The following is a 17,835-nucleotide window of genomic DNA, read 5'->3' as shown; positions in this document are numbered from 1 at the left end:
TGGCAGTAGGGGCAGTTTACCTGGATAGTTATCTCGCACATAACTTCCTATAAACACCCTTGCTGCCATACTTATTCCAACATCATACATTCTAGAACACAGCCCGCTAAACTATATATTCGTACCTTGCACAGCATCTATTATTAGTCAGCTTAAAGTATGCAAACGCAACAACCTATTACGTATCCATCACCAGAAGAACATAGTAGCTTTCTGAGTAATTATGTACAGCAGGCTAAAACAGATGACCTCATTGAGGGGCTCACGGCCAGCTATGTCTTTATTACAGGCATGATTCAGGGGCTTACAGAGGAGCAGTTGCTGCACCGTTATGCGGCGGGCAAGTGGAGCATCAAAGAGGTAATGGTGCACATGATAGATACAGAGCGTATCTTCTCGTACCGCGCGCTGCGTTTCGCCCGCCAGGACAAAACGGAACTGCCGGGCTTTGACCAGGACAAGTACATCATACCCGCCAAAGCCGATTCCCGCGACATCAACTCCATCATAGCAGAATACACCTCTTTGCGTACAGCCACCATCGAGCTTTTCAAAAACTTTGACGAGGAAGCGCTGCAGCAAAAAGGCATTGCCAGCGGAATAGAAGTAAGCGTTCGGGCGCTGGGCTATGTTATTTTGGGTCACGAAGTGCACCATCAGAAGATAATCCGGGAGCGGTATTTAAACACTATGTAGTTGAAGACTGTAAGGTGAAGTTCAGTTAAACACAGCTGAAACGTAATAACCGGCAGTCACCTCTTAGCATAGTTTTCTAATTCCTTACATGTTGCGGGAAACTGGGTTTTAGCAGAAGTATCCTTATATTGTCTTTTTGTAATGATACCAGAAGCTGACTCACCCGATACATATAACCCGCAGAAACTTAGGTTTGATACTAGCTCCCTTACTGGCACTGACCGTGTGGTGGCTGACGCCGGTGTTAGCCTATGAAGCCAGAACGGTGGCTACCATTATGGCTTTTTGCCTTGTTTTCTGGATGACGGAAGTGATTCCGCTTTCTATGACAGCCTTTCTGGGGGTACTGCTGGCGGTAATGGTAGGTGTTGCTGAAATCGGGACTGCTTTCCAGAACTTGGGGCACCCCATCATCCTGCTTTTTATCGGGAGTTTCCTGCTGGCCCGCTCCATGACGCGCCACGGCCTGGACAAGCGCATTGCCCTGTTTATCCTGTCCCGGCCTTTTTTCCAAAAAAGCCTTTTCCGCTTGTTCCTGGGCTTTTCCTTTATCTCCTTTCTGCTCTCGATGTGGGTGAGCAACTCGGTTACCGTAGCCATGCTGTTGCCGCTCATGCTGGGAGTAACGCAGCTGGTGTGTCAGCCGGAGCAGGGCAAAAGCTCCGCTGCCTTCTTCTTGCTAGGTATTGCCTACAGTGCTTCCATAGGTGGCATCAGCACCATTATCGGATCTCCTCCTAACCTGATAGGCGTGAATTACCTCGCGCAGCAGGGCGTTACCATCGATTTCCTGCAATGGATGCTGCTGGCGCTGCCCATCTCTATCAGCATGTATGGCCTGATGGTGCTCTATATGCGCTATTTCCTGAGTAAGAGCAGTTACAACCAGGCAGTGGTGCAGGCTTATGTGGCAGAGCACCAGCAGCAACACCAGCAACTAAAGCAGGGCGAAAAAGTAACTATGGGTGTGTTTGTAGTGGCTGTAATCCTGTGGCTGGCACCTGGTGTTTTCAATCTGCTGGGGCTTGAGGAGGCTTATGCCTTTATGAACACTTATTTTGCTGAAAGCACGGTGGCTGTACTGGCGGCGTTGCTGCTTTTCCTGATACCGCCGGGGCAGGAGAATAAGGGAGAGGGCACACTCACGGCTGAAGATCTGGTGAAAATTGACTGGGACACCATTCTGCTTTTCGGAGGTGGTATGGCCCTTGGGCAGTTGGTAGTGACTTCGGGGCTGGCAGATGTTATCGGGCGCAGTATTACGGCTGTCATGGACCCGGAGAACCAGGCGCTGCTGGTGTTTGTGCTGGTTACGCTGGTACTGCTGCTCACAGAGGTAAGTTCAAACACGGCTATTGCCATCACCTTTGTGCCTATCATTATTGGAGTGCTGCAGGGGCTGGCTTTGCCGCTGCTCTACCCGGTGCTGGGTGTGGTGGTGGCCTGTAGCCTTGCCTTTATGCTGCCTGTGGCCACACCTCCTAATGCCATTGTATACGGCAGCAAACAGGTATCCATCGGCGAAATGGTCCGCGCAGGCCTGGTGCTGAATCTTTTTGGAGCTGTAGTCACAACAGCGTGGGTGCTGATTTACCTGTCTTTATAGATTAAGAAGCGCGCGTTCGACGCAGGTTAACTATCTTATACAGTCGGACTCTACAGCTGTAACCTTATATTAACTTAACTAAACTATTTTTTGCTGAAATTATGCGGAACCGCAGATTATATCGTATTGTCGTAACAATTGCCTGTTTTGTGTTTGCAGGTATGAATGCTTACAGAATCATGCAGGGAAGCTACACCTGGATAGATGTTTTTCTGCTTGTTATCTTCTTGGTTTTCGGGGTAACCTATGCGTATATCCTAGTTGAGAGGGGGGATAAAAAGGAAAAACCTGAGAGTCTCCACTGTTCCTCCTGAACAATCAGACCCTCAGGTTTTCAACTTTTAGCCAAAGGTATCTATCTATACGGGAGAGGTTTGCTTTGGTTTGAAAAATTTATAAAAAAGCGAAAAATTTTTTTCTACCTCCGAGCACAGTGGCTTCAGTCTTTAAAAGAAGGCATCACGTTAGCTCCTTTACCCACTTCAGCGGCTCTACACTTTGCAATAAGTTCACTGACCTTCTTTACATCGGGTCGACATCGGCTACCACTTTTATACCTTTAAAGTCGGGCAGGAGCTTTAAATTAAAAATAGCTTGAGCCAACTGATTTTTCGCAGCCTTCAGGTTGGTGTTGGCGCGTGGCAGTTTGATATGTATCTCGTTCAGGAACAGGTTCCGGATTTTAAAGATGTAAGGCACCTCCGGACCTAATACCTGCTGCTTGCCCAACCGGTTCACAAGGTCTTTGGCTAGTACAATAGCTGCGTTTTCTGAAACCTGCTCTTCGGCGTGCTTCACGGTTATGCGGATCATGCGCACAAAAGGGGGGTAGTTGAAGCGCAGGCGCTCCTCAATTTCATGCTCGTACAGGCTCTCGTAATCATTGCTGTGCACTTTCCGGAAAATGGGCTGCAGCGGGTCACGTGTCTGGATGATAACGGTGCCGGGTTTGCCTTTTCTGCCGGCGCGGCCGCTGACCTGCACAAACAACTGGTACGCCCGCTCATGTGCCCGGTAGTCAGGGAAGTTAATTACCGTGTCTGCGTTAAGGATACCCACCAGGCTCACGTTCTCAAAGTCGAGGCCCTTGGTTACCATCTGCGTGCCTACCAGAATATTCGTTTTACCGTTTTCGAAGTCGGCGATGATTTGCTGGTAGCTGTTTTTCGTTTTGGTAGTATCGAGGTCCATCCGCTGCACCTCTGCTTTTGGCAATAGCAGTTTCAGTTCGTCTTCCACCTTTTCAGTACCAAAGCCCATACTCTTAAGCGTAGTGGCACCACAGGCGGGGCAGTCGTGGGGCATGCGCTCATGGTAACCGCAATAGTGGCAACGTAACTCGTTGTTATACTTATGGTAGGAGAGGCTCACGGCGCAGAACTTGCACTTCGGTATCCAGGAGCACTCGTCGCAGGAGATAAAGGGGGCATAGCCGCGGCGGTTCTGGAAAAGAATCACCTGTTCCTGGCGCTGCAGGCGCTCTTCAATAGCCTTCAACAGCTTACCTGTAAAGTGGCTGTGCATGGTTTTCCGGCGTTGCTCATCACGGGTATCTACCAGTTCTATGTCTGGTAGCTGTGCCTGGCCAAAGCGCTTACTCATGGTGACAAGCCCCCAGCGCCCGGTTTTGCAGTTGTAGTAGCTTTCAATGGAGGGCGTAGCGGAACCAAGCAGCGTTTTCGCGCCTTGCAGATTCGCCATCACCAGGGCTGTTTCGCGGGCATTGTAACGCGGCGCCGGGTCGTACTGCTTGTAGCTGGCCTCGTGTTCCTCGTCTACAATTATCAGCGACAGGCTGTGGAAGGGTAGAAAGATAGACGAGCGCACGCCCACCACCACCTGGAAGCGGCCCGACAGGATACCCTGCCACACTTCGGCCCGTTCGTTATCGGAGAATTTAGAATGGTATACCCCTAACTTCTCGCCAAAGACCTTCAGCAGGCGCGTCACAATCTGGGCGGTCAGTGCAATTTCCGGCAGCAGGTACAGTACCTGGCCACCTGCCTCCAGGGCGTGCTTTATCAGGTCGATGTACACTTCGGTTTTTCCACTGCCCGTTACCCCGTGCAGCAGCACCGTATCCTTTTCCTTAAACAGCCCCAGTATTTCATCTTTCGCCTGCAACTGGTGCTCCGACAGGGCCATCGGCATCTGTTGCTGCAGATGATCAATCGGGAAGCGTGACACAATCTGATCGAACTGCTCCATTACCCCTTTCTTGATCAGCGTGTTGAGGGAGGAGACGGAGAGATGCGGGTTCTTGGTCAGCTCACTCTTCTCCAGTCCTTTGTAGTTTAGGTGGATATCCTGGTGCACCGGCACCTTCTGGAGGTAGTTCAGGAGAATATCCAGCTGCTTGGGCTGCGGGGTAAGCTGGTTAAAGAGCTCTTCCAGCATGCCCTCTTCCTGCACGAAATGCTCAGAGAGACGCACTTTCTTCACCACCTTTGGCGCAAACTTGTCGCTGACCTGTTCATAAATAATAATCGCCTCTTTCTGAATCAGCGATTTAATAAATTTATGATAACTCTTTAGCTGCAGCAGGTTACCAACTTCCGTAAAGGTCAGCGACTGGTTCTGCTGCAGGGCAAAGATGATTTTCTCCTCCTGCGCGGCAAAGACGATTTCGTCTTCCTCCGGGTTATACTGCGGGTGCAGCTGTATGCGCGACTCACTGCTCAGCTTCAGGGCCGAGGGCAGCCCTGCGTTTATCACCTCGCCGAGGGTGCACATGTAATAGTCTGCTATCCATTTAAAGAGCTTAAGCTGTGGCCCTGTTACAATGGGAGTGTCATCCAGCACATCCAGCACATACTTCGCCTGGTAGTCAGCGGGTGCGTTTTCATGAATGTCCGCTACAATGCAGCTCAGCACCCTTTTTCCGCCGAACTGCACAATTACCCGGGCACCCACCATCACATTGTCGTTCATCTCGAACGGAATGCGGTAGGTGTACAGCTTCGGCAGGGGCAGGGGCAGGATCACATCGGCAAACAACGTGACGCGGTCTGTAGCCGGCTCCGGTGGATAATTAAAGTTTAATAGTTCGGACAAGGGTGCTTTATACTTTAGCCAAGAACAAAGGTCGTAAATTTTTGATGATTATGAAGCATTTGGACGTGCTCAAAAGCCCAGCCTTTGCCATGTGCACTGTCCACAGGCAGATAAACCAGAGCTGTTCAGAACAGGGAAATGATATGAAATCGCTATATTTAATCCAACGAAAAGGAGCCATTTTGCAGCCGCCACGTACTGTACTCTAAATTCAGGTTATGTTAGGAAAAAATTTAATCATCCTGAGCCTACTGTTGCTGTACTGTAGCATCAATGTGCTTGCACAATCTAAAACAATGCGTGTAGCTACTTATAACATCCGTTACGACAACCCCAATGACGCCCCAAATTCCTGGGCAAAGCGCCTCCCTGTGATGGCGGACCAAATCCAGTACCACAACTTCGATATCTTTGGTACGCAGGAGGTGTTGGCTAACCAGTTAGAAGATTTGGCAACGGCTTTGCCTGCTTACGAACACAAAGGAGTGGGCAGAGATGATGGCAAAGAGAAAGGAGAGTTTGCTGCTGTGTTTTATAACAAAGACAGGTTTACGCTGCAGCAGCAAGGTAATTTCTGGCTCTCTGAAACGCCTGAGAAACCAAGTAAGGGGTGGGATGCCGCTATTCCCCGCGTTTGTACCTGGGGCCAGTTCCGGGACCAGGAAACCAACTTTTCCTTTTACTTTTTTAACGTGCACTTCGACCACAGGGGAGAGCAGGCACGCAAGGAAAGTGTGCAGCTGGTGCTTCAGAGAATAAAACAGATAGCTGGAAGCTCACCTGTTATCCTGGCCGGTGATTTCAATTTCAGTCAGAAAGATGAGAAGTACGCCACCCTCAACACCTCCGGCATTTTGAAAGACGCCTATCAGCTGGCAAATGCCCGCTACGCCCCCCGAGGCACATTCAACGGATTTGACGCTGACCGTATTTCCGATGAAAGAATTGACCACATCTGGCTCAGTTCCGACTTCAATGTAAACCGCTACGGCATCCTGACAGACACCTACGGCGACGGAAAGTTTCCATCTGATCATTTCCCGGTAGTGGCAGAGGTGCAGTATAGTGTAAAGAGGTAAGAAGGCCAATAGCTAAGAGTATCATCTTTTCTCTGATGTACCGGGTCAAACCACCCCTGCTTCTCCTTGTCCAAGGAAGTGAACCTGCTTCTATAGGTCCCCCAAGGCTTTTTCCATAGTCAAGGCTGTACTCTTATTCGGAATTTGTTAGCACGAAGTGAACCTGTTTCCAGTCTTTGGGTTGAGCGCCTTGTAAATTTCCGGTGCCACGCCAGTGGCAGCCGTAAGGCAGGAAATATACACAGCGCGATGCCCGAAGACGAGGCCACTCGGCCTTGAGAGCACAGAAAGTTAAGATGGAAAAGGCTGCTAATGAGCCACTGGATAAGCTGTATCCACGGCAGGTTAGAAAGAATTACATGCCACTAGATTTCAATTTAGAGAAGCGCTGCTAAATATACCAGACACTATCCGCAGACAGAGAGAGGTGTACTGTGTCGCCTTTTGTAACACTGGCCTCTGCGGTTTTCACAATAACCGTAGTGTCTCCTGAGAGCATAACTTCTATGTCGTAATAGCTACCGTAAAAGGTGACTTTGTTCACTTTTCCAGTAAGGCCGCTATCTCCCTCTGCGCCTATCTTAAAACTTTCAGGCCGGATGAGCAGCTGTTTCCTGTTTAGCTCTATGCCAGGCAATTTGGAAAAGGCTTCTGCCTGTGATGAAGGTATCAGGTTATAGCTGCCGAACAGCGCGGCTACATACTCGTTCACCGGTTTCCTGTAAATCTGCTGCGGCGTTCCTTTCTGCAGCAATTCTCCGTTTCGCATCACCAGTATTTCATTTGCCCAGGAGAGGGTGTCCAGTGGGTCGTGGGAGGTGAGGATGCAGGTAGTGTCCAGTCTTTCCCCTATTTCGCGGATGACAGATTTCAGGATGTTCTTGTGCACGGCATCCAGGTTGGAGTATGGCTCATCCAACAACAGTAGTTTGGGGGAGGAGATAAGCAGTTTCGCCAGGGCAATCCGTTGTTTTTCACCTCCGGATAAGTGATCGGTCCTGCGATCCAGCAAATGGGTGATGCGGCATATTCCGTACAGCGTTTCCGCTTCATCTGAAGGCAGGGTGTTGGCATACCGCAGTACCTGCTCTACCCTTAAAGATTTAGGCAGTTCAAAGTGCTGTGATAAGTAGGAGATTCCCGAATGCCCCGGCACCAGTTTATCCAGTGGACCAATCACTTTCTCACCCCCAAAAAGAACCTCGCCAGCGCCAGGCTGTACCAGCCCGGCAATGATTTTGAGCAGTGTGCTCTTACCAGCGCCTGTTTCTCCTGCAATGGCTATTTTCTGAAACTCCTCCTGGCTAAAGCTGATGTCTTTTAAAGTGAAACTCGCTTTTTCCTGTATGGATATGCCTGATACTTGAAGTAAACTCATTTAACTGATGGGGTTGTACATTAACTTGAAACAGCTGCTTTTGGTGAAGGTTTAAAAACACTATGGCTTCAGCCTGTACTCATCCACAGTATGGCAGCCGAGCCTGTAGGACAATCCTGCTTCCAGCATTATTCCTGATGCCTGTTTCAGGTTGAAAAAGACTGGCCTGACAGCTCCATGAACATTAAAGTAGTGGCTGTAGGCAGCAGGCCTGCCGTAATAGTAGTATGACTTGTTTTTGCCAAACTGGATTAGGTAGTTGCCAACTATGCCGGGGCTAAAACCGTGTAACTGCGTCCAATCCTCATCACTTTCATTAAGTCGGGGGGTGACATTCTGTACAGCGTAATTCAGTTCCAGTTGCACGTTGGCTTCTCTTCTTTCTTTTTTCAGCATGGTCTTGTTTAAACCCAAGCCCAACAGCAGGGTGGGAGGCGCGCTGTTCTGGTCTCTTTCAGAGTCTATCGGGTACGCCTGTTTGAGTTTGTTTCCGTAGAAGCTCATGAGGATACCCCCTCCGAAACCTTTTTTTCCAACTATCATCACCTCTGTCTTCATTCCTCCACCAGGTGCCAAATATTTGCCTGGTCTTCCTAAAAAGGCATTGCTAACTCCCCCAAACAAAATGTCTATTCTTTCTCCTGATTTATGGATGTACTCGAAATCCTCGTATTGCGCTTCCTGATATCGAATAGCATCCTGAAGGCTTGTTTGATTTTCAGCCACCTTGTATTCGGGGAACTGTAGTTTCAAAAAGTAAAGAGAGCTTTCTTTCACTCCATTTACTGTGTGTGGAGTAAACTGGGGTAATTTGTTTGAGGCTTGCTGCAGGCTGTCCTGTATAGCTTTTTCGTTTACACCGTTTATTTCTTCAAGAGTAGGGTTGCCTTCTTCATCAATAGAAAAGATGAATTCGATTTCTTTATCCTGAAGCATCTTTCTCTGCTCTTTGGTAAAATCAATCCTGTAGTATTCCAGAACTAACTTGTTGATGCCGCCTATTGGCTCTGGGCCAGTGGGCTGGCTATCCGTCTGGCAGAAGCCTTTCACGGAGGCGAAAGACAGGAGGAGGCCGAGTGTAAGTATTTTAATCATATTTCTTCTGAAAAAGGAATCACCTCCTTTATTTGCTGCCTTTCTATAAAACAAGCTCCGGATAAGCCCTTACCGCACCTGCGACTTGTCTACCCGCGTTGGGGTGTCCTCGCCGTTCACTACACCTTCGGAGGCAAGGGCGATAGCTTTGATCATGTTGGTCAGGTGTTCCATGTCCAGCTGCGACAACTCGTCTTTTACAGTATGGTAGGTTTTATCCTTGTCTATCTGCACAGAAGAAATGGTGTGCGCCGGCACGCCTAAACGGGCGAGGGTGGCGTTGTCGGAGCGGTAAAAAAGGTTCTGTTCAGGGTACGGGTCGGGGTGAATGCTGTAGTTGGTGCCCTGCAGGCGCTGCTGCATGAGGGTGCCCAGGTTGGAGCGCTCAAAGCCGGTGAGGTAGGCGCTGTTCGGGCCAAACTTAGAAGGCTTGCCTACCATTTCGATGTTGAACATGGCAACAATCTGGTCCGGGTTAAGCTGCTCAGAAAAATGCTTCGAGCCAAACCCGCCCATCTCTTCTGCCGTGAAAGCTACGAACAGCAGGGAGCGTTCCGGCTGCGGTTGCTGCTTGTAATAGTCGGCCAGCATGATCATGGCGGTTGTGCCTGCCGCATCGTCGTCAGCACCGTTGGCAATGCTGTCGCCGGCCACAGGTTCCTGAATGCCGATGTGGTCGTAGTGGCCTGAGAATACGACGTACTCATCTTTGCGCCTGCCCTCTATCATGCCGCCTACGTTGGTGAGTTGCAGTTGCTCAATCCTGTTTTCCACCTCTACATTGTACTTCGTTGCCTTTGCCTGGTCTGTCAATATAAATACCTTACCGGGCCCCTGGTCAAGTTCCTTCTTCACACTGCCGCTGCTCATATAGTGCTGGTACCGGCTAAAGAAGTCCTGGTGCCTGGGGTGCACCAGCACCAGCACGTCCTGCTGCTCATTATTCAGTTCTCCTAAAACAGTACGGAAGTTGTCCTGAGCGCCAACCGTCACCACCTTCTGCTTTCCTTTGTTTGTCCACTCCAGTTCTTTTTTGTCGGTAATGGCAAATACCTGTTCCGGCTTTACCGCCTTCCCGTTAAGCTTTACTTCCAACTCCTTTGGCAACACACGATACATGGTGAAAGTCTGCTTGAAATCAGACTCGCCTGGCAAAGGCTTTAAGCCAATGCGCTGAAACTCTTTTTGAATAAAGTCAGCTGCTTTTTCTATACCGGGTGTAAAAGAGGCACGGCCCTGCATGTCATCAGCACTTAGGGTGCCAACAATACGGGTGGTTTCAGCTTGCGTGATAGGTGCTAAATCCTGTGCTGTGGCTGTCGCCGTGAAGCCGAAGGCAAGCAACAGCAGGGCAGTTTTTATCTGGTTCATTTCCGGTGTTTCTGAGGTTGGAAGAAGAAAGTGACAGAGGGCAGGCCTCGTGTTAGACAAAGATAGTTTTTTCCTGTATTACCGCTGTTTATATTCATGCTGCAGCAGGAGTGCCACAACACTTAAGTTTACTCGTTTTACTGCTGCCACTCGCGCCGCAGCAGGCTGTAAATCTCCAGGTCATGGAAGCGCCCGTTCAGATACTCTCCGTCCCGCTGCACGCCTTCCAGTTTAAATTCCAGCTTCTGGGGAATCCTGCTGCTTTTGGTATTTCCCACACCAACCTTGATCTGTATACGGTTTAACTTCATTTCCTCAAAAGCATACTGCAGCAGGGCTTTGCAGGAGCGGCGCATAATACCCTTGCCCTGCAACGCACCCGATAACCAGTAACCAATTTCAGCCTTGCGGTTTACATGGTCAATGCCCTTGAAACCAATGATGCCTGCGACGCTTTTTTCATACAGAATCACATATACTTCCTCTGAAATGTTCTTACTGTCTGTCACCGTTCTCAGGTAGGCCTTCGTGTCCAGCACCGATTTGCTGTAATCGATAAAGGGAAGCCACTCGCGCAGGTACGCCCGGTGAATGTCGATGAGGTGGTATAAAAAAGGGGCGTCGTCAACTGTGGCCAGGCGCAGGTAAAGGTCTGTATCTACGGGAATGTGGGTGGTATGCGGGCTTATCTTCATGTAAAGGTAGCGTTGTATCAGCCTCTAATTAACAGGTTAAGCAGGTTTTATGCAAAGAATAGGCTATTTATAGAGCAAAAGCAGGAACAAACTTTTTAGTTTATCTGCTTCCGGAAGCCACCCTGACCGCCTCGCCTGCCTCTGCTGTTCCCTGTACTTTTGCCTTTGCCGGTTCCGCTGTTGCCGCTGTTTTGCGGGCTACCTTTTGCTGCTGCTTTTAGCTGTGTTATTTCTTCCGGCGTTAGTTCTCTGTATTCGCCAGGCTGCAAATTGCCGAGCGTCAGGGGGCCGATAGAAGAACGGATGAGGCGCAGCGTAGGGTGGTCTACAGCGGCCGTCATGCGGCGCACCTGCCGGTTCATGCCCTGCGATATTTTTATTTCGAGCCAGGAAGTGGGTATGTTCTTCCGGAAACGTACGGGTTTAGAGCGTTCCCACACCTGCGGTTCTTCTTCTAAAGCCCGCACTTTAGCCGGTGCTGTTTTAGTCTCTTTGATGCGCACTCCCAGGCGCAGCCTTGTCAGGGCTTCTTCTGATGGAATGCCATCTACCTGCACCAGGTATGTCTTTTCTACCTTAAACTTTGGATCGGAGAGGCGGTGCTGCAGGGCTTTGTCATCGGTAAGTAAAACGAGGCCTTCGCTGTCGTAGTCGAGGCGGCCTACAGGGTATATGTCCGGTACTTTCACGTAATCCTTTAAGGTAGCACGTCCTGCTTCGTCTACGAACTGCGTCAGCACTTCAAAGGGTTTGTTTAAAATAATGTACTTCAAATTCTGGTGTGTTTTATAGTTATGATGGGGCTTTTGTATCCTTTGCAGCATGCTGCACCCAGCTTGCCTTTAGTTTCTCGAACTCCGGAAGCAGCAGAGAGAACATGAGAGAGTCCTGTAACCCGGTATCTATCATGTAATGGCTCCGGAGATGGCCCTCTTTCTGAAAACCATGATGCTTCAGCAATCGGAGAGAAGGCGTATTATGAGGCGAGGCCAGGGCTTCTACCCGGTAAAGACTCATTTTTTCAAACCCATAGGAAAGAACAGCTCTCAAGGCTTCTGTCATCAGGCCCTGGTTTTTGTACTCCTCGCTGGTGATGGTGTAGCCTACCTCGGCTCTCCTGTGCGCCCTTATCCAGGTATGGAAATCGCAGCGGCCAATTACCTGCCCGTTTTCTTTGTGGAGCAGGTGAAAGTGCTTAAAGGTGGTGTAATAGGTTGTGGTGCCCTGCTCATACCTTCTCTTTGCTTCTCTGAACTCCGCAGCGGAACGCAGACCCAGGTAGGCTTTTATCTCCCGCTCAGCATAAGACCTGAATAGGGTGTTGTACATGTCAGGTGTCAGTTCTCTGAGGTACAGCCGCTCTGTTGCCAGTATGGTAGGGGAAAAATCGTTTGTCAGCATCTTCCGGTAATGTTTCTCAATTTACAAGCAAAGCAGCGTATGGAAACAAAAACAATATTTCATCTAAGGAAATAATCAGTAGCTGCCGTTAAACTTCCGCACAAACCACTCGGTGCACACCAAGCCCAGCAGCAGGAAGAACAGCCATTTCATGTCTACCAGATCGTTCAGTTCTTCAGAGCTGTAGATAACATCTTTGTGTTCGGAGCTGAGAATGTCCTGTTCCAGTTGCTGCAGTTGGGTTGGGTAATAGAGTTTCGAGTTGGTGTTGCTGGCCAACTGGAAGAGCAGGTTGTGATCAGCCACGGCATTCAGCGCCTCCAGTTGTAATTCCTCTACCACAAACTCTCCTTTATCCTGTTGCTGCTGCCCGTTTATACTTGCCGTGGCAGTATAGGTATAGCGGCCACCCGGCAGCGAACCAATATTTACCCCTGACTGGTTCTCACCGTTGGCAAAGTTAAAGCTTTTTGTTTCGTCGTCTTCATTAGTAACCCGGAGTGTAATGTTCTGGCCATAGATAGGCTCCAGTGCCTCATTGTAGGCCTCTGCGTTAAAGCGCACCTCATCCGAGCTGGTATACTCTTCCTGGGTCGGGTATACGTTCAGTCGCTTTTTGTTGCGGGGTGCACTTAGCAGCTGTATCAGGTTGGTGATAAGCTTATCGTACACCTCCGGCTGCTCGTTGTTGGCCGATTCTATGATACGCCACTGCCAGGTGCCGGAAGCAAGAAGGGTGGCATTGCGTCTGTCGCCTGCGGTTTGCACCGCCAGCAGTGGTTTGTTGGTGCGCACCCGCCCCACCTGCTGATACAGTACCACTTCTGTGTTTGGTGCCAGCTGTACATCGCCGAAAGGAACACTGGCGGGAGGGTATTGCTGCAGGCGCTCGCCGGCAGCCTCCGGTAGTTTAAACGTAGTAAAGTTGCCACTAACCACAGCAGTTACTTCATCTGATTGCCCACTGGTGTTTATGTTAACACCGGCATTCAGGCGGTTATAGTCATTCAGGTCGCTCTGTGGGCCAAGGATATAAAGGGCCGGCACCTTTTTCTGGCGTACCAGGTTAAGAGCGGCTTCGCCACCGGGAACACGTCCGGGCAGTTGGTGCAGCACGGCCACATCGTAATCCTGCTGTTTCAGGGGCGTGAGGCCGGGAATAAACAGCTCAGTTTCATAGTTCTGGTTTGTTTCGATGGCCGCCCGTATGGCTTTAATATCCGGGTGAGGGGCAGCAGCGGCTACCAGCACTTTTATTTTCCCCTTTACCACATCTATGTAGGCGTGCTTGGTGTTGTTGAGGGTTGTAAACTCTCCCTGCAGTGGCTGTACCTGCACTTCATAATGTCGTTTTCCTTCGCCACCTGCCAGCACCTGGAAGGGCACCTGCTGAATAGGTTGCTCTGGTTTCAATGTCACTGTTTTACGTTCGATGGTCTTGCCGTTCTCAGTTAAAACAACTGTTGCCTGCTTGCCTCCAAAGCCTTCCTGCTGCAGTTCTACTTCCAGTGGAAAGCGGTTGCCACTGTAATTTACTTTGTTGTAACGAAGCGAGGCAATCAGTACGTCTTTCTTTGGAATGGTGTCGCCTACAGCCACCGGGTACAAAGCAAAGTTATAATTAGAGTAGGTAGGGGAGATGCCCTGGTTCACGATGCCATCAGAAAGAAGAACCACGCCTGCGAGGTTCTGCCCCGCGTACTCCTCTTGTACCCCCGACAGTAACTGGCTCAGGTTACTTGTTTCGGCAGCGTAGTCTATTTCGGTAATGTTCTGCGTATTTTGCCCGGTTGGCGCCAGCGTGCGCACCTCCGTATGATAGCCTTCGGTCAGGAGCCTCTCGCGTATTGCCTGCAGGCCCTGCGTGGCCTGTTGCAGCTGCACAGAGTTAGAGAAAAGCGAAACCGACTGGGAGTTATCTATAGCAAAAACAATAGTGGGGGGCACCGTGGTATTGGCAACATAGCGCACCAGCGGCCCCAGTAACAAAAAGCACAGAAAACTGACTACCACAAAACGCAGGGCAGCCAGCAAATAGTTTAGGGACTTCGGCCAGGGTGTGCGCTTACTGTAGAGCAGCCAGGCATACAGCAGCCCCACCGCCAGGCAGGCCAGCAGTAACCAAGGTGAATAAGTGGTAATAAGTCTGAATGAGTTCAACTTTTTGATGTATGAATGACGAACTACAAATTATAAAGCATGAATGCCTGCTATGGGAGCTTCGTTTCAGGACGAAATTACCCCGGCTATGGCAGTCTTTTTGCCGGTGAAAACACCCAGCAAGCGCAACAGTTGTCAGGTGCTGATACTAAAGATAAAAGAAAAAGACCAATGCTACTAACGCAAAAGTTGTAGCATTGGTCTTTACATTTATTTATATCCGGAAAATTAGTCAGAAACGAGTCATTGTTTCTGGCTAATTTGTCCAATTAGGTCAGCATGCCGCCATCTACCTGCAGCACCTGCCCGCTGATGTAAGAGGATTGGTCAGAGGCCAAGAATACAGCCGCATTGGCCACATCCTCCGGAGAGCCGCCACGCTTCAGCGGAATCGCCTTGCGCCACTCGTCCACCACTTTCTGGTCCAGTTCACCCGTCATCTCTGTTTCAATAAAGCCTGGGGCAATAGCATTGCAGCGGATGTTGCGGGAGCCCAGCTCCAGCGCCACTGATTTTGTGAAGCCGATAATACCTGCCTTGGAGGCGGCATAGTTGGCCTGGCCTGCATTGCCCTTTATACCTACCACGGATGTAATGTTGATAAGAGAGCCGCTTTTGGCGCGCATCATGTGCTTGGTAGCTGCCTTGGTCACATTGTACACAGACTTGAGGTTCGTGTTTATCACCGCGTCCCACTGCTCCTCGTTCATGCGCATCAGCAAACCGTCGCGCGTAATGCCGGCATTGTTCACTACAATGTCCAGCTTACCGAATTCCTTCACAACATCCTCCACCAGTTGCTCTGCCTGGGCATTGTTGGCAGCGTCAGAGCGGTAGCCTTTCGCCTTGCCACCGTCAGCAGACAGTTCCTGCTCTAACAGATGGCCTTTTTCAACACTCGACAGGTAGGTGAAGGCGACTTGTGCGCCCATTTCTACAAACTTCTGCGCAATGGCGCGCCCTATTCCTTTGGATGCTCCGGTTACCAGAGCTACTTTTCCTTCTAATGCTTTCATAGAGGCCAAAGTTAGAAAAAAAATAGAATTCTGAAGGCGCCGAAAAAAACAGGGAAATTGGTGGGGAAAGTCCCTCTGTTTTAACCCCTTGAATCATAAACAGCAAAGAACAGAGGCCGGTGTCCTTAAGGCCTTGGGTGTGCTGCAGTGCTATATTGGTTTAGGTAAATATATTGTAACATATTTAGAATCTGAATATTGTGTTAAGCTATGTTTTTATTTGTAATGGTTTCGGACTATTTTCGTGTCGATTTTCAACCAAAGGGATTACAAGATGTTGAATAGCAACAGAGGGCTTGCCACCCTTATCGCTTTACTGGTACTGGTGTTTTTTACGGCTGAGTACGCGCTGCAATTCAGTACCGAAAGCCTGATGGCGCAACCCATAGCGTCTGTTTCGGAGGCTGAAGCACTCGAGGAAACAGAAGAAATAGAGGAGGAGAAGGGACCTGCCCCTATTGTATATGGTATTCCTACCGACTCGCTTGAGATAGTAGAGGCCGAAATCAAAAGAGGGGAGAGCCTCTCTGAGATTCTCTCTAATTACAACATCACTCCAGCGCAGGTTGATCAGCTGGCTGCAAAGTCAAAGGATGTTTTCAACGTACGCCACATGGCAGCAAAGCGCAGCTATACCCTGCTGCATGCGCTGGACTCTGCGCAAACGGCCCAGTTCTTTATTTATGAGCCAAACAACCTGGAATATATCGTCTATGACCTGCGCTGTGAAATGACCGTGACAAAGGTAGAGCGGCAGATGGAGGTGCTGGAGCGCACACTGGCAGGCGAAATAAAAAACTCTCTTTTCGAATCTATTATAGCAGCAGGCGGTTCGGCACAGCTCGTAAACAAGTTCGCCGACATCTACGCCTGGCGCCTGAACCTGAACCGTATACAACCAGGAGATAAGTTTAAATTGATTTATGATGAAAAGGTGGTGAATGGTACCACCATTGGCTTCAGCAACCTGAAGGCTGCCTTTTTTGAGCACAGGGGAGAGCCGTTGTATGCCATTGGCTTTGACCAGGGCGATGGCCTGAGCTACTACGACGAGAAAGGGCAGAGCATGAAAAAGGCTTTTCTAAGGGAGCCTTTGGAGTACAGCCGCATCAGCTCCCGCTTTTCGAAGCGCCGTTTCCACCCGGTACAGAAGCGCTACAAAGCACACCTTGGTACCGATTTTGCTGCGCCGCATGGTACTCCTATCCGCACAGTAGGTGACGGCGTGGTGCTGGAAGCGCGCTATACCCGAGGCAATGGCTACTACGTGAAAATAAAGCACAACAAAACCTACACCACCCAATACCTGCACATGTCTAAGTTTGCAAAGGGCATGCGTGCTGGCAAGCGGGTGAAGCAGGGGCAAACCATTGGCTATGTAGGTAGCACTGGCCTGGCCACCGGCCCGCACCTGTGCTACCGGTTCTGGAAAGATGGCAAACAAGTGGATGCCCTGAGTGCCAAACTTCCGCTGGCAAATCCTATTACGAAGAAATACCTTTCTGAATTTAATGAGGTAAAAGAGGAAACGGTGAAAAGAATGGAAGCGATAGATTTAAAGAATGCAAAGCCTGACCTGCTGGCAACGAATAAAGCCCGCCAGGAGAAGGATGCTTAAGATTTTATTTGTGAGTATTTGAATTTAGGGAGAAGGCGCTGTGAAGGCGCCTTTTTCTTTTGCGCAAAGCGCCGCTTATGGTTTCGTGTAGGTGAATTCAAGACAGCCAAACCCAACTCCAGCTTTAGTTGCAGCAGTTCTTCAACTGTACGTCGGCATCTTTCAAACCCAGTGACTTAACTTTAGCCCGGTCGGCACCGGCTCAGGCAGGCCTCTGGGTAAGACGGGGCGGCGATAATGGCTTTATTGAAGTCCTGTATGGCATCGCAATAGCGCTGGAGGTGGTCCTTGGCTACTCCTCTGTTAGTGAGTGTTTCCACATGGCCGGGTTCCTGCTGCAGCACCTGGTCATAGTCTCTGATGGCCTCTGCATACCTGCAGTTTTAAAGTTATTGTTTCCGTCCAGACAATAGTCTTTGGCGATATCCTGAGCTAAAGAAGAAAAAGAAGCAAGTGTAAGCAGTAAAAGGAATAAAATTTTTTCATTTTTTTAGGGTGATATAAGCGAATGGGGTGCAAAGAGCCGTAGATTGACAGATTCCTGAAAGTGTTTTTTGAGTTATATAATGCTTTCGCTGTATCTTTCCATCCTGTTCTCCTAATTATGCTAAAACAGCAGCAGGTGAGACATCTGGTTTTGCAGTATGGGTATTTAAGATTATTTTT

General features: G+C 49.6%; 15 protein-coding genes. 5 read left to right on the top strand and 10 right to left on the bottom strand.

What is annotated here, in order from left to right; translation table 11 throughout:
* The first annotated feature begins 159 nt into the window (after positions 1 to 159).
* Positions 160 to 696, top strand: a complete 537-nt coding sequence (locus ACYVB1_RS18935; protein ID WP_460925378.1) for a DinB family protein — start codon at positions 160 to 162, stop codon at positions 694 to 696.
* A 193-nt stretch (positions 697 to 889) separates the two neighbouring features.
* Positions 890 to 2,302, top strand: a complete 1,413-nt coding sequence (locus ACYVB1_RS18930) for an SLC13 family permease (RefSeq protein ID WP_460925377.1) — start codon at positions 890 to 892, stop codon at positions 2,300 to 2,302.
* A gap of 522 nt (positions 2,303 to 2,824) precedes the next feature.
* Here ACYVB1_RS18930 and priA read toward each other — a convergent pair.
* Positions 2,825 to 5,356 carry a replication restart helicase PriA gene (priA, locus tag ACYVB1_RS18925; RefSeq protein ID WP_460925376.1) on the bottom strand — a complete coding sequence of 844 codons (2,532 nt, stop codon included), beginning with the start codon at positions 5,354 to 5,356 and terminating at the stop codon, positions 2,825 to 2,827.
* A 296-nt stretch (positions 5,357 to 5,652) separates the two neighbouring features.
* Here priA and ACYVB1_RS18920 point away from each other — a divergent pair, with 296 nt between their 5' ends.
* Complete coding sequence (locus ACYVB1_RS18920; RefSeq protein ID WP_460925375.1) at positions 5,653 to 6,435, top strand: endonuclease/exonuclease/phosphatase family protein; 783 nt, start codon at positions 5,653 to 5,655, stop codon at positions 6,433 to 6,435.
* A 391-nt stretch (positions 6,436 to 6,826) separates the two neighbouring features.
* Here the strand turns inward: ACYVB1_RS18920 and ACYVB1_RS18915 are convergent, their stop codons facing one another.
* The 7 genes from ACYVB1_RS18915 to ACYVB1_RS18885 form a co-directional block, all read right to left on the bottom strand.
* The gene (locus tag ACYVB1_RS18915; protein ID WP_460925374.1) at positions 6,827 to 7,813 is read right to left on the bottom strand and encodes an ABC transporter ATP-binding protein; all 987 of its coding nucleotides are present in this window, start codon (positions 7,811 to 7,813) and stop codon (positions 6,827 to 6,829) included.
* Between the two features lie 60 nt (positions 7,814 to 7,873).
* Entirely contained in the window at positions 7,874 to 8,908 is a 1,035-nt protein-coding gene (locus ACYVB1_RS18910) for a hypothetical protein (protein WP_460925373.1), read from the bottom strand.
* A 69-nt stretch (positions 8,909 to 8,977) separates the two neighbouring features.
* A complete protein-coding gene (locus tag ACYVB1_RS18905; protein ID WP_460925372.1) occupies positions 8,978 to 10,279 on the bottom strand; it encodes a M20/M25/M40 family metallo-hydrolase in 1,302 nt (433 codons plus the stop codon).
* Between the two features lie 137 nt (positions 10,280 to 10,416).
* Complete coding sequence (locus tag ACYVB1_RS18900) at positions 10,417 to 10,974, bottom strand: GNAT family N-acetyltransferase (protein WP_460925371.1); 558 nt, start codon at positions 10,972 to 10,974, stop codon at positions 10,417 to 10,419.
* Positions 10,975 to 11,069: 95 nt separating this feature from the next.
* Positions 11,070 to 11,747 carry a pseudouridine synthase gene (locus ACYVB1_RS18895; RefSeq protein WP_460925370.1) on the bottom strand — a complete coding sequence of 226 codons (678 nt, stop codon included), beginning with the start codon at positions 11,745 to 11,747 and terminating at the stop codon, positions 11,070 to 11,072.
* A gap of 19 nt (positions 11,748 to 11,766) precedes the next feature.
* Positions 11,767 to 12,375: a GNAT family N-acetyltransferase gene (locus tag ACYVB1_RS18890; protein ID WP_460925368.1), complete on the bottom strand. Its 609-nt coding sequence runs from the start codon at positions 12,373 to 12,375 to the stop codon at positions 11,767 to 11,769.
* Positions 12,376 to 12,450: 75 nt separating this feature from the next.
* Positions 12,451 to 14,535 carry a vWA domain-containing protein gene (locus ACYVB1_RS18885; RefSeq protein WP_460925367.1) on the bottom strand — a complete coding sequence of 695 codons (2,085 nt, stop codon included), beginning with the start codon at positions 14,533 to 14,535 and terminating at the stop codon, positions 12,451 to 12,453.
* A 52-nt stretch (positions 14,536 to 14,587) separates the two neighbouring features.
* On the opposite strand from ACYVB1_RS18885, the gene ACYVB1_RS18880 reads away from it, so the two are divergent.
* Positions 14,588 to 14,716 carry a hypothetical protein gene (locus ACYVB1_RS18880; protein WP_460925366.1) on the top strand — a complete coding sequence of 43 codons (129 nt, stop codon included), beginning with the start codon at positions 14,588 to 14,590 and terminating at the stop codon, positions 14,714 to 14,716.
* Positions 14,717 to 14,804: 88 nt separating this feature from the next.
* Here the strand turns inward: ACYVB1_RS18880 and fabG are convergent, their stop codons facing one another.
* Complete coding sequence (gene fabG, locus ACYVB1_RS18875; protein WP_460925365.1) at positions 14,805 to 15,551, bottom strand: 3-oxoacyl-[acyl-carrier-protein] reductase; 747 nt, start codon at positions 15,549 to 15,551, stop codon at positions 14,805 to 14,807.
* 274 nt (positions 15,552 to 15,825) lie between these two features.
* On the opposite strand from fabG, the gene ACYVB1_RS18870 reads away from it, so the two are divergent.
* Positions 15,826 to 17,169: a peptidoglycan DD-metalloendopeptidase family protein gene (locus ACYVB1_RS18870; RefSeq protein WP_460925364.1), complete on the top strand. Its 1,344-nt coding sequence runs from the start codon at positions 15,826 to 15,828 to the stop codon at positions 17,167 to 17,169.
* Positions 17,170 to 17,351: 182 nt separating this feature from the next.
* Here ACYVB1_RS18870 and ACYVB1_RS18865 read toward each other — a convergent pair whose 3' ends face one another.
* Positions 17,352 to 17,489, bottom strand: a complete 138-nt coding sequence (locus tag ACYVB1_RS18865; RefSeq protein WP_460925363.1) for a hypothetical protein — start codon at positions 17,487 to 17,489, stop codon at positions 17,352 to 17,354.
* Positions 17,490 to 17,835 lie beyond the last annotated feature (346 nt).

The sequence above is a fragment of the Pontibacter brevis genome, assembly GCF_054779655.1.
This window is presented reverse-complemented; position numbering and strand designations above follow the sequence as displayed.

Excerpts from the sequence above, each read along its gene's own strand:
- ACYVB1_RS18935 (WP_460925378.1), top strand. The coding sequence starts at position 160 with ATGCAAACGCAACAACCTATTACGTATCCATCACCAGAAGAACATAGT.
- ACYVB1_RS18920 (WP_460925375.1), top strand. The coding sequence starts at position 5,653 with ATGCGTGTAGCTACTTATAACATCCGTTACGACAACCCCAATGACGCC.
- ACYVB1_RS18915 (WP_460925374.1), bottom strand. The coding sequence starts at position 7,813 with ATGAGTTTACTTCAAGTATCAGGCATATCCATACAGGAAAAAGCGAGT.
- ACYVB1_RS18910 (WP_460925373.1), bottom strand. The coding sequence starts at position 8,908 with ATGATTAAAATACTTACACTCGGCCTCCTCCTGTCTTTCGCCTCCGTG.
- ACYVB1_RS18905 (WP_460925372.1), bottom strand. The coding sequence starts at position 10,279 with ATGAACCAGATAAAAACTGCCCTGCTGTTGCTTGCCTTCGGCTTCACG.
- ACYVB1_RS18900 (WP_460925371.1), bottom strand. The coding sequence starts at position 10,974 with ATGAAGATAAGCCCGCATACCACCCACATTCCCGTAGATACAGACCTT.
- ACYVB1_RS18890 (WP_460925368.1), bottom strand. The coding sequence starts at position 12,375 with ATGCTGACAAACGATTTTTCCCCTACCATACTGGCAACAGAGCGGCTG.
- ACYVB1_RS18880 (WP_460925366.1), top strand. The coding sequence starts at position 14,588 with ATGGGAGCTTCGTTTCAGGACGAAATTACCCCGGCTATGGCAGTCTTT.
- fabG (WP_460925365.1), bottom strand. The coding sequence starts at position 15,551 with ATGAAAGCATTAGAAGGAAAAGTAGCTCTGGTAACCGGAGCATCCAAA.
- ACYVB1_RS18870 (WP_460925364.1), top strand. The coding sequence starts at position 15,826 with ATGTTGAATAGCAACAGAGGGCTTGCCACCCTTATCGCTTTACTGGTA.